Annotated in this window: 9 protein-coding genes; 3 read left to right on the forward strand and 6 right to left on the reverse strand. The window is 33.2% G+C overall.

Annotated elements, in window-relative coordinates; genetic code table 11:
- Both ACMHYH_RS09910 and ACMHYH_RS09915 read right to left on the reverse strand, forming a co-directional pair.
- Window positions 1-699, reverse strand: a complete 699-nt coding sequence (locus ACMHYH_RS09910) for a phosphoribosylanthranilate isomerase (protein ID WP_414839239.1) — start codon at window positions 697-699, stop codon at window positions 1-3.
- Window positions 700-891: 192 nt separating this feature from the next.
- The gene (locus tag ACMHYH_RS09915) at window positions 892-1,824 is read right to left on the reverse strand and encodes a carbohydrate kinase family protein (protein WP_414839240.1); all 933 of its coding nucleotides are present in this window, start codon (window positions 1,822-1,824) and stop codon (window positions 892-894) included.
- 338 nt (window positions 1,825-2,162) lie between these two features.
- Here ACMHYH_RS09915 and ACMHYH_RS09920 point away from each other — a divergent pair, with 338 nt between their 5' ends.
- From ACMHYH_RS09920 to ACMHYH_RS09930, 3 genes are all read left to right on the forward strand, one after another.
- Window positions 2,163-3,263 (forward strand): PfkB family carbohydrate kinase, encoded by a 1,101-nt coding sequence (locus ACMHYH_RS09920; protein WP_414839241.1) that lies wholly within the window; start codon window positions 2,163-2,165, stop codon window positions 3,261-3,263.
- A 319-nt stretch (window positions 3,264-3,582) separates the two neighbouring features.
- Window positions 3,583-3,969 (forward strand): MarR family winged helix-turn-helix transcriptional regulator, encoded by a 387-nt coding sequence (locus ACMHYH_RS09925; protein ID WP_414839242.1) that lies wholly within the window; start codon window positions 3,583-3,585, stop codon window positions 3,967-3,969.
- Window positions 3,953-4,354 (forward strand): organic hydroperoxide resistance protein, encoded by a 402-nt coding sequence (locus tag ACMHYH_RS09930; RefSeq protein WP_414839243.1) that lies wholly within the window; start codon window positions 3,953-3,955, stop codon window positions 4,352-4,354. Before ACMHYH_RS09925 ends, ACMHYH_RS09930 begins: the two co-directional genes overlap by 17 nt.
- Window positions 4,355-4,647: 293 nt before the next feature.
- Here ACMHYH_RS09930 and ACMHYH_RS09935 read toward each other — a convergent pair whose 3' ends face one another.
- The 4 genes from ACMHYH_RS09935 to ACMHYH_RS09950 form a co-directional block, all read right to left on the reverse strand.
- Window positions 4,648-7,689, reverse strand: a complete 3,042-nt coding sequence (locus ACMHYH_RS09935; RefSeq protein ID WP_414839244.1) for a type I restriction endonuclease subunit R — start codon at window positions 7,687-7,689, stop codon at window positions 4,648-4,650.
- Window positions 7,690-7,712: 23 nt separating this feature from the next.
- Entirely contained in the window at window positions 7,713-8,948 is a 1,236-nt protein-coding gene (locus ACMHYH_RS09940) for a restriction endonuclease subunit S (RefSeq protein ID WP_414839245.1), read from the reverse strand.
- Window positions 8,941-10,563, reverse strand: coding sequence for a type I restriction-modification system subunit M (locus ACMHYH_RS09945; protein ID WP_414839246.1), 1,623 nt, complete (start codon window positions 10,561-10,563; stop codon window positions 8,941-8,943). Before ACMHYH_RS09945 ends, ACMHYH_RS09940 begins: the two co-directional genes overlap by 8 nt.
- A 208-nt stretch (window positions 10,564-10,771) precedes the next feature.
- Entirely contained in the window at window positions 10,772-12,334 is a 1,563-nt protein-coding gene (locus ACMHYH_RS09950; protein ID WP_414839247.1) for a hypothetical protein, read from the reverse strand.
- Window positions 12,335-12,337: the final 3 nt, after the last annotated feature.

The following is a 12,337-nucleotide window of genomic DNA, read 5'->3' on the forward strand; positions in this document are numbered from 1 at the left end:
TTAGTCTAATCCTAGTTCTTTGGATACGCGATGTGCTATCTCACAAAACTCTTTTACTTTAGGAATATCCTTTTCAATAACTCCATCTCTAAATTTATAAGAGGTTTTTGAAAGAGAATCCACTCCATATGGCTTAATTCTACGAATACAGTCTTCGACATTGTCTGGACCTAGACCACCAGCAATGATTACTGGAATATTAACGGTTTCTACAATTTCACGATCAATGTCCCAATCATGAGTCTCACCACTTGCCCCAATACCTGTAGCAACGGCTAGACCTGTATCTGTCAGTAAGTAGTCACAGAACTCTGCATATTTTTTAGAACGTTCTATCGCACCACGATCATCAACTAACACAGCTTGCATTAATTTCATTCCTGGACACTCTTTGTGTAAACGATCAGCAAATTCTTGATCTGCGGTATAGTCCATTCCTGCAATGTGAACAATATCTGGATTTAATTTTTTAATAATAAAGAACATTTCTTCCACATCTTTATTTAACATTATAGAGATTGTTTTGACACCACGACGTTTTGCTTCTGCATAAATGAGTTCAACAACATCAAAAGGAACTCGATGTGCAGGAATTCCACCTGATTGCATTGGGACTAGTCCAATATGATCCGCTCCAGCATCCATAACTTGAACTGCTTCATTATAATTAACGATTGAATAAATTTGTGTTTTTACCATTTAATTTTCTCTCCCTAAATTTAATTTTTATTATTTCTTTCGATTTAATTTAATAAGAACAACCTTTAACTAAAAGTAATCTAGATTCACCTCTGATGATAAACATTTCATCAGGTTATTTTAACTAAAATAAGTCTGACTTTAGCAAACTTTCCACTCTTTCAAAACTATAATTTTTTAAGATCTGTGGGGTTAACTATTTTCTTGAGCTCTAATAACAACATTTCGAACACTCAGATTGGGCGATACCGCACTTGAAGATTCAAGAGTAATACACGCAGCTGCTTGCGTTAAGAGCCCAATCTCTTTTAATGGAAGAGCACCCCCATAACTAAATCTAGCCCATATAATAGTAGCCATCGTACAATCTCCAGCTCCATTGGTACTCACTATTTTTTTAGCAAAAGGGCGAACAATAGCTGTTTCACCATTACGAGAACACAAAATCCCTTGCGTCCCTAGTGAAATAAAAACATTTTTAACACCTTTTTCATTCAATACTTTAGCCGCTTTACGTGCACTTTCTTCATCTACTACCTTAACACCTGTTAAAATTTGAGATTCATGCTCATTAGGCTTTAATGTATCAATTTTGCTTAATACATTATCTAGTCTGCCTACTTTTGCAACAGATACTGGGTCAACAAAGATAGGTGCTGTTACATTTTCAGCCAGCCACTCAACTGATTCTTTTGAAATATTACAATCGATAACCACTAATTTTGCATCATTAATAAAATCTATTCTTTTTCCCAAAAATTCTGGTGTAATTTCTTTAATAATATCCATATCATTAATCGCGGTCACTAAATCGCCATTATTATCATTTACATACAAATAAATTGAGTTACGAGAATGTTTGACACACTCTGAATAATCAAGGTTAATATTGTTTTTTTCACATTCGTATTTTGCGATTTTCCCAAAGTTATCATCACCATATACACTTATCAAATATGTCGGTACTTCTAATTTTGTTAAATTCTGAGAAATGTTTTGTCCAACTCCGCCGACACTAATGGAAACTTCTCCAATATTTGAATCTTTTTCTCTATATATATCACTCGATAATCCCGCAATATCAACATTTAGTCCTCCGATAACGACTACATATTCTCTTTCCAAAAGATCATCCTCCTCTTCTTATAAGGTGATATCTATTCCTTTTTTACTATGATTTAACTATACTTTATGGCAACAATATTATCAACAATACGCTACAAAGTAATCTTTTGTTTATAAAAAAGAGAGTGGTTTCATGTTAAACAGTCAGTATCGTGACTTTTTTTTGTATTTATAAATAAATGTCCATACTATATGATTTTTTTGTAGACTATAAAAAACTTTTTTAATCAATTAGTTGAAAGAAGCTAGCAAGTTAAAACGTATTGGCGCTCTCAAAATAATCATTTATTCATTAACTATGTTAAAATATGTATAGAAAAATCTGTAGGAGGAATAGAATGACTGGCAGAGAGTTAGAAATCCTAAATATAATAAAAGAAAATCCTTTAATTTCACAAGAAGAATTAGCTTATATACTAGGTATTACTCGATCAGGTGTTGCTGCGCATATTCATAACTTAATGAGAAAAGGATATATTAAGGGTAAAGGATATGTTTTAAGTAACATCAAATTTGTAACGGTTATTGGCGGTATAAACATTGATATTATGGGAATATCTTCAGAAAAATTAATTGATAATAATTCTAATCCTGGAAAAATAACTTTTGCTTTGGGAGGCTCTGGAAGGACAATTTCGCTAGCATTAACTAAACTTAATGTTCCCAATTATTTAATATCCGTTTACGGAGATGATATGAATGGAGAAAAATTTGTAAATAATAGTAAAGAAAATAATATGGACATACAATGTTGTGAACGAATCCCAGGTGAACACACTTCTTCTTATTTGTACATTGACGATGCTAACGGCGATAAGGTCATAGGAATTGATGATATGGATATCTATAAAAAAATGACACCCACTTTTATCATGAAATATATAGATAGAATGAACAATTCACAATACTGTATAGTTGATACAAATATTCCTGCTGAAACAATCGAGTACATCTATGACCATGTTTCAGTACCAATAATTATTAAAACAACTTCTATAAATAAAAATTTAAGATTCATTAACTCTAATCAACAAATTCATACCTTAATTACTACTCCAGCAGAGTTAAAAGAATTGCTTTTATCATATGAAGAACCTTACACGAACTTAGAGTCTGCAGTTGATTATATTTTAAGTAAAAATATTTCAAATGTGATCGTTTTTTCCTTAAAAGACGGACTTTATTTTAAAAATAATTCAGATACATTTCATTTTAAAAAAGTACCTGAAACAATTGTTAATACAAATGGAGCTAGTGCTGTTCTTATTGGCGCTGTCATTTGGGGCCTTCAGAATTCCTTAGAGTGGGAACAAGTGCTGCGGTTAGCCTACACAGCTACCCTCTTATCTCTTAAGAGTAATGAGTCAGTTAGCCCTTTATTGTCGACGTATGAATTAATTTCTGAAGAAAAAAGACTATTTAAAAAAGGAAAGGCTTAACTCGTTAAAAGCAAGCCACATTCTATCTCCTAGAATACGGCTTGCCTTTAATGGATTAAGTTATTTTTTTAACTTTTCACTATTTTTGCTAAGTATCATGAGGATACGCTTATCAAAAAACTGCATTCATATATTAGTTTTGAACTAGCTATTATATATTAGTTTTGAACTAGCTATTATGACTAGCATAAAACGAACAAGTTGTGTATAATTAAATTGTGCACAACTTAATTAAGAGGAGTGATAAATAATCATAGAAAAACGTTATCTTTTAGATGAACAACTTTGTTTCTCTGCTTATTCTTTATCAAAGCAATTTATGGCATTTTATCGACCGATCTTAGAACCCTATTCTTTGACCTATACGCAGTATATTATTTTGCTACATCTATGGGAAAACTCAAGTCAAAACGTGAAAATTTTGGGCGAAAACGTAAAGTTAGATAGTGGCACATTAACCCCTGTACTAAAAAGAATGGAAAAAAATGGATACATCACTCGAACACGTAATCCAAAAGATGAACGACAAGTAATGATTAACTTAACAAATCAAGCTCTTAGCATAAAAGAAAAACTACTTGGCGATATTGCTGATTGTTATTCTAATTTAGGCTTAAGTGAGCAAGAGTATGTTGATTTATTAACGCAAATGGATAGCTTAACTAATAAAATAGGAGGAATGATAAACGATGAAAAAATTATATGAAACTACAATGACAAATAAAGGTGGAAGAAATGGAGATGTATTTTCGCCAGATCATTCACTAGAATTTAAAGTATCTACACCAGGGACTAACGGAGGAGGAACCAATCCTGAACAACTATTTGCTGCTGGTTACAGTTCATGTTTTAATTCTGCTCTTGAAATGATTCTTTCACAAGCAGGAAAGAAAGTAGACAGTACCATCGATTGTACCGTTTCACTTCTCAATGAAGCTAAAACAGGTCTTCAATTACAAGTTGTTTTAGAAGGAGAAATTGAAGGGTTTACTTCAGAAGAAACTAGCGAATGGATGAAAAAAGCACATGAGGTTTGTCCTTACTCTAAAGCTACTCAAGGAAATATCGACGTTATACTAAAAGCAAAATAATTCGTTTTTTTCAAAATAGTTATCAAACTCATTGGTAACATCTTCTTAAAATAGACATTTTAATGATTTCTGTATTTTTCGTTCAAAAAAATGTAGTTCGTTTTATTAGTATTCACAATTAGTATTATGATACATCTACCTTTTACTTTTGAATATACAAAATCATATATAGACATAGATCAAATAAAATAAGGGACACCAAACTCAGTTATCTTTTGTCTGAGTTTGGTGTCCCTTATTTCGAATTAAACGTCCTGTTTTTCTTACTTCATCCCTAGTTTTAAGTCACTAAACTATGGCCTACGTAATGGTAATATCGTTTCGTTTATCATATCTGTAACATCTGTCTTTATTTCTCTCCAATAAGACAAGCGTCTTACGGGATTTTCTGTATTGGCTTTATATACTTCATAATCACTTGTGCGTTTCAACTCTGATTCCCCGTTTTGTTTTTCTTTTTTGGGGTTATAGTGATTAACGTAAAAAGCTAACAGACTTTCTTCTATCGCCCATTCTTTTGAAAGATTATTTACTTGATAATTGATGGTTTCTTGTATCATCTCTTCCAATAAAGTAGAGACTTGTTTGCCACGGTACTGTTCTGGTTCTTGTTGAATATCGTTCCACAATTGCTCCATTAGTTCCGCAAGTTTTGGATTAGTGCGCTTCAAATCATTGATATACGTATCAATTTCTTCTGAATCCGATTCTAATACAGGACTCATTTCAGATTCAATATAATCTGGAACCAATGCCTGGATTAATAGGATGATGTATTCGTAGTTAATATCCTCTGTTTTGACAGACTCTAGCTCATACTCAACATCCATATCAACAATCTCATCATCAACTGTTACAGGTTTAAGTTCATCTATTACATTGATATATTTCCCATGAAACTCTTCAATTTCAACGTGTGTTATGTGATACTCTGCTTCTAGTTCTGACTCTTCATACTCTGTATAGACTTGAATCGCTGCATACGCCTTATCCAAACTTTGATAGGCTTTCGCAAATTTCTTTTTCTGTCCATCACTTAAATCATCAACTGATTCAGGATGATCAACCAGTTGCCTTAAAACGACTAACGCTTGTTTAAAGTCCTTTTGCGCCTCTTCAAAGGTTGGGGCTAATAGTTCGTTCTCCCCACCATTAGAATACAAGACAAGGGCTTCGGTTACTCTTTCTGCATAGGTTGCAGGTGCTTGGAAGGTAACCACTTGACCAAAGTGTTTCGGACGGTCAAACAAGCGGTTTGTCCGTGAAAAAGCTTGAATCAAGTTATGTGGTTGCATCGGTGCACGGTCAATAAATAAGGTCGACAAACAAGGAGCGTCAAATCCCGTTAACAAGCGGTCAACGACAATCACTAAATCCAGTTGCTCTTTTCTAAAGAGGTATTTTTCTTGTTTACGTGCTAGACGATCATTGACGTTCTTGTTATACGCGCGCATGGTTTCAATGGAGAAATTCGTATCAAATAAAGCATTGTAATCGTTGATAGAATCTACCATCATCTCTTGGTTGATAACCGATGTTTCTTCGTTTTCAGAAATAGAATAGGTGATCGCTATTTTAGGAAAATCTGGTAGTTTACTTCTTGTCTTTTCACTAATACTTACAGTTTTTTCTCCAGCGACAACTTCTTTAAATAAAGAATAATACCGTTGGGCTTGTGCAATAGAAGATGTGGTTAAAATCGCATCATACGTTTTTCCTGAACCGTTTTGGAAGCCTAATTTGCGTCCTGATTTATTTAAAATAGAATGAATCACTTCTAGCATATGTTTTTCATCTTCGTAGACGGATTTAGGGATTTTAGCTTCTTTTTTTTCTTCAGATAAGATTGATAGTTCTGCATCTGGTTCAACTTGTAAGACGATATCGTCTAATTCTTGATCTGAGAACGTACTCTTGTATTCAATTTGGAATCCAAGAACTGCTTTATCATGAATCGCTTCTTTAACCGTATATTCATGTAGTCTACGACCATATTGTTCTTCGGTTGTACGAGCTAAGTTTCCTATGGCTTGTTTAGCATTTTCAGCAAAAATAGGTGTTCCTGTGAACCCATACCAAAGAGAATGAAAGAAAAAGCGTTCTATTTCTTGTTGCTTTTGTGGCGATACCGCACGATGGCATTCATCCACGACAAAAGCGAGACGCAATGTTTTCAACTTTTTATAGGTTTGCGTCTCTTCTTCGCCTTCAAAGCGTTTCATAACGTGATTTAATTTTTGAATCGTTGTTACTACAACTGTACGGTCAGCAGAAAGAAGTTTCTTGATTAAATCTTTCACATTACTCGTCTTATCAATTTCAATCACATCGTGTTCAGCATATGAGGTAAAAGAAGACGTTGTTTGTTGGTCCAAATCCACTCGGTCAACGATAAAAATCGTTTTATCTAATGAAGGAATCTGAAGCAAGTTTCGTGCTGTCTTATAAGATGTTAAGGTTTTACCTGAACCGGTCGTATGCCAAACGTAACCCGACTCTTGTCGTTTAGAAGCAGCTTTAACCGCTTCTATCGCATGAATTTGATAGGGTCTCAATAAGATTAAGGCCTTTTTATTGCTGTCAATGACGGTATATTGGGTAATCATCTTGTGTGCTTGTGGAATAGATAAAACCTGTTGAGCAAACTCTAAGTAACTGGTGACTGGGCCATTCTCTGAATCAACCCACGTCGTTAAAAATTGTTCATTCAACTTTGTATCTTGTGCTGCAGCTATGTAGCGTGTATCACTGCCATTCGACACAATGAACATTTGAAGTGCTGAAAAGATACCGGTAAATTTACCTTGTACTAAATATTTCTTAATTTGACGAAAAGCTTCCATATAAGAATGGGCTCTATTTTTTAGTTCAATATGAATCAATGGCAACCCATTAATCAGTAACGTGATATCAAAACGTCGATCTCGATCATCTGAGCTTTGTTTAAAGCTTGTAAATTGGTTAATGACTTCATAAGAAGACATTCCACCAGCAATATCCGCACGATTCAATACTCTTAAACGAACCGTTCCAAGTGACGCATCTTCTCGTTGCACTTGAACTTTTGCAATGCCATTTTCACCTGCTAACCATTTAGATGCTTCATAGAAGTTAGCAAATTTCAATTCATTTTGAACCTGACGGAATTCTTGTTCCGTCAGGTTAACTTCATTTAAAATATCTTTATTGTTGCGTTCTAATTTTTCTCTAAAGTTCACCCATAATTTATCTTCTGTGTTTAAATCTTTCCGATAAGTCCATTGCGATTCCCCACTAATTAATTGGTTAATGAGATTTTTTTCCAACTCTGATTCAGAAGTAAACGTGATAGCCATCCACTCGCCTCATTTCTTTAGTCTTAAACAAACATCTTTTGTAGCATAGCTTTCTTTAATTCTTGATAGGTTTCTAATTTATTTTGGTGAAAAGTAATTATGCTTTCTATTTTAGTAAAGTATTGCCCGATAAGTATTCTTTCTTCTTTAGAAGGTATTGATATTTTTGCACTTTCAAGCGTTTTAATTGATAAATTACCTATTGAACCATTTCCTCCTTGTACAAATTCTAACGTTCTTTTATATTCTGAAGAGCTCATCCAAGTATTTATAAAAGGATTATGGTCTGAATGTATTACTAACATAAACCCCCCGTGAACAGTGTTGGACGGAAGGTTATTAATAATTGCATGTTTTCCTACTAACCTTATTGATCCATTGGCAGCGGTTATCAATATATCTCCATTTTCAACTTCTGGAATATTAATAGCTTTCTCTTGAACAAAAACATCATCTTTTCTTAATTTAAATATATCCTCTTTGATATTTGAACTTCGCAGTACTCTGACTCCATTTGAACTGACGTCATTAGGTTTATATGTTAATCCTCGGCGAATTTTGACGATATCAACTAATCTTTTTTCTATCCAACTATCATTAAACTCTGCAAATCTTACTCTTGGAACGGTTTCTCCTTTTTGTGGAAACATCTTTTGCAACATAGCTTTTTTTAGTTTCTTATGATCGTTAAGAAGTTCTTGGTGGTGCATAACAGTTTTATCTAACTTTTCAAATAAAACACTGATTTTATTTTGCTCGTTAATACTAGGGTAAGGAATTGACATCTCACAAAAGACAGAATCTTTGATTGCGAATCTATCAGAACGAGCTCCTGAGTCACCATTTATTTTCATGAATCTATGCCACCAGTTCGATGAGAAATATCTTTCTAGAAATGCACCATTGATATTATTGGTACGAAACACATAATAAAGAGGTGACATTACTCCAGTTCTCTCTAAATTATTTCGCTTTATTGGTCCCACTGGAGCAAACTTTGATATTCTGGGATTATAGACAAAGTCATTCGGTTTAACAACATAATAACCATTTAAATTTTTTGCATTTGAAATATCTTTGTCGAAATAATCCCTCTGACTGATAATTCCAAGTGCTGCTGAATTTGTTAAAGTTTCTATATACATATTATCTTTGTTTTTTTCCGTTACTTTATCTGAAATTTCACTCAACTTACGACTTTTCCAATTATCTTCAAAATCTTTAAAACGTATCTTTGGTACTGAATTTTTCTTATTCATTCTTATCACCCTTACTTATCAGCTGTGAAATAAACCCTTGTAATTCTCTATCTGCTTTTTCTGTTGTTCCGTTCAGCTCTTTCAACATACTAAACAATTCATTTTCTGAATTATCTAAGTCTTTTTTAGTTTGTTGAATGTTTGTAGAAATTGTTTCTAATGAGATCTCTTCTTCTTCTTCAAAGGTATCTACGTATCTAGGAATATTTAAGTTGTAGTCATTTTCTACTATCTCTTCAAATTGAGCTACATAAGCATATTTATCTACATTCTCACGTTTGCTGTAAGTCTCTAATATAGTATCGATATGTTGATCGTTTAAGGTGTTTTGAGTTTTTACTTTATCAAATTCTTGAGAAGCGTCGATAAACAAAACATCTTTTGTTGGTCGATCTTTTTTCAAAACAATAACCGTAGTTGGTATGGATGTATTAAAGAAGATATTAGCTGGTAAACCAATGACCGTATCAATAGCACCATTATCTAATAAACTTGTTCTAATCTTCCCTTCAGCTCCTCCTCTAAAAAGAACGCCATGAGGCAACACAATAGTCATGACGCCTGTATCTTTCAGGTGATAGAAACCGTGTAGTAAGAATGCAAAATCCGCTTTGGATTTTGGAGCTAATACACCATAAGTTGAAAAACGAACATCTTCTAAGAATCCTTTATCTGCAGACCAGTTTGCAGAATACGGCGGATTCATTAGGACAGCATCAAAGTTTGTTGGTTCTTCAGTTGGCCAATCTTGGTCTAAGGTATCCGCATTATGCAATTGTTGGTTTGCAGTTGATACTCCATGAAGGATCATGTTCATACGAGCTAAGTTATACGTAGACGTATTTAATTCTTGTCCAAAGTAAGAAATCGTACCTGGTTCATTAGAATATTTTTTTGCGTTCAACAATAAAGAACCTGACCCCATTGTTGGGTCATAAACAGAGAATCCTTTTTGATTTTCTTTTCCTTGGAGTACAATTTGTGTCATTAGTTTTGCAACAGGTTGTGGCGTATAAAATTCTCCTGCTTTTTTACCAGATTCAGAAGCAAATTGTCCGATTAAGTACTCATAAGCGTCCCCTAATACATCTCCTGCATGTCCAGCCATATTTAAAACAGATAATTCTTTCATAACATCAGAAATGGTTTGGTTTTGCTTTTGTGGTGTTGTGCCTAATTTTTTAGAATATAAGTCAATATCTTCAAAGAGGTTCTCGAATATCTCGCTCGATTGTTCAATATCTCTGAAACCCTGTACCAGGTCCTCTAATTGAAAGGAACCATCATGAATCGCATTAATCTGTGCAGTAAATGTTAGTTGAGGTTCAATCGTATAAGAAAACTCATCTTGTAACTCATCCAACAAATCTTCTTTAATATCGCTATCTTGGCAAGCTTTTACATATAGATTTTGAGCGGTTTCTAAATCCTCTGTTTCTTCTTCTAACAAAACAGATACATAGCGAAGCATGTTATCAGAAAGATATTTATAAAAGACCAATCCTAATAAGTAACTCTTATACTCATTTGCGTCCATTTTAGAACGTAGGATATCTGCTGAATTCCAAAGTGCTTGATAAAGTGTTTTCGAATTTTTTTCTATTTTTTCTGCCATTATATAATTTACTCCTCTTAAATCTATTTATTTTTTATATTTAATTTCAACTTTTAAACTACCTCTATTCTACCATTCATTTTTAAATTAATTTATGAATATTCAACTTTTAAATAATAGCTCTTAATTGTTTACTACTATTATTTAATTTAAAAACTCTCATACTATATTAGTTTGAGAGTTTCCATACTTAATTAAAGTTTATAAACTAGACTGATTTATACAATCTTTCCCATTCTTTTTCTAAATCATTGTCTAAAGCTTCATTATCTATTGCATTACTGAAATAAATTGAACGTATTTCTTTCATTCCAGCAAAAGCAAATTTTGACCAGCCTATAAAATTAAGGTGCAAAACAAAGCTCATAGGATTGCTAGCTCCGGATCTTATTGCGGCATCTCCAAAATCGACTAGGCACATTGAACCGTGTCCTACCAATAACATTCTTCTAAGGCTAGGTTTGTTGCCAAATGGTAATGAGTCTATAAAAGACTTATCATGGTAGAAATATCTTTTAATAGACCACATTAACCTAATAAACAATTCATTAATCAGTACAGGTACCGCTTGAGCAATTCCAAACCTCATATCATATCGTTGTCCATTATTTGATTGCTCAAAAACTTTGACAGAAAAATCTGCAATTGTATAGTTCTCATCCTTGTGTTTGATAGATCCAACTCCTATTAATTGAAACAATTCAAATAAGGGCATAGGGATACCTGCGCCGACACCACCTTTACTTCTTGAACCAGACGAGCCTGCTACATCAGAAATTAAATGTCCAAGCCAATTGGCAAAGCCACAAAATAATTTTGATATAAAATTTGATCCATATAAGGTGTTTTTCTTTGTATCAAAAGTGATTAGTCTTCCGTTATCTAAGAAATGTGACGTAGATGTAAATTGATCAATAATAGAGAATACCATGCCAATTAAATCAGGTGAATGTCCCAAAGACTTAAGATGATGATTTGACGCTGACATATTTAGCAGATCACCCGCTGCTCCACCATATTGCTGATCATAATTGACCTTAAATTTATTCTCTAAGAATCTTATTGCACTTGACATTGTCTGATTTTCTGTACTATTAGACCCTTTAGGACTCCAACCTAATAATTTAGCTATTTTCTTAACAAATTTATCTGTCTCATCATAACTCCAATTACCAATTTTACTTTCACCAGGCATTCCTACAAAAAGACTATCTATTATCCCAGAAATAGCACCACTAAAACTGGCAATAAGGTAGTCATATTTATCACAATCAACCACTCCTTTTAATGAATAATCTTCTCGAACTCTATTCTCAATTTCTTTTATTTGTTGTGGTGTCAAAAGTTCTTCAAAAGGATCTTTAAGCAGATCAATATGTTGTTCTTTAGCATAATTTTTAATGAGGGCCATATATTCTGACCAATTTTGCTCTTCCCCCCATTCGACTGCTTGAATCAACTCATCTTCAGGAATAATTACTTTTTGCTCTATTTCAGTTGCTTCTATACTCATAAATTCATTATAATCAGAGTTTTCTAATTCAAAATAGATTTCACCATTTTCAAATAAGCGCAAAAGGGTCTCTGCTTCTTCAAAATTTTTTTCTAACTCTATTCTTGTTTCCTCATTATTTTTTTTTATTGTATCCAATTTTTCTTTATTTTTATAATTTTGATTTACCACTTTATCTAATTGATGTTTTTGAATTTTCATTGAATCCCCGTACTCATACAACTTATCTTTATCAATAGAGTTTTTTCCCTGTACCAAATC

It is taken from the genome of Carnobacterium sp. TMP28, from assembly GCF_047553015.1.
Taxonomy (GTDB): Bacteria; Bacillota; Bacilli; order Lactobacillales; family Carnobacteriaceae; genus Carnobacterium_A.

Coding starts and splice junctions, on each gene's coding strand:
- ACMHYH_RS09935 (WP_414839244.1), bottom strand. CDS start 7,689: ATGGCTATCACGTTTACTTCTGAATCAGAGTTGGAAAAAAATCTCATT.
- ACMHYH_RS09940 (WP_414839245.1), bottom strand. CDS start 8,948: ATGAATAAGAAAAATTCAGTACCAAAGATACGTTTTAAAGATTTTGAA.
- ACMHYH_RS09945 (WP_414839246.1), bottom strand. CDS start 10,563: ATGGCAGAAAAAATAGAAAAAAATTCGAAAACACTTTATCAAGCACTT.
- ACMHYH_RS09930 (WP_414839243.1), top strand. CDS start 3,953: ATGAAAAAATTATATGAAACTACAATGACAAATAAAGGTGGAAGAAAT.
- ACMHYH_RS09920 (WP_414839241.1), top strand. CDS start 2,163: ATGACTGGCAGAGAGTTAGAAATCCTAAATATAATAAAAGAAAATCCT.
- ACMHYH_RS09910 (WP_414839239.1), bottom strand. CDS start 699: ATGGTAAAAACACAAATTTATTCAATCGTTAATTATAATGAAGCAGTT.
- ACMHYH_RS09925 (WP_414839242.1), top strand. CDS start 3,583: ATGGCATTTTATCGACCGATCTTAGAACCCTATTCTTTGACCTATACG.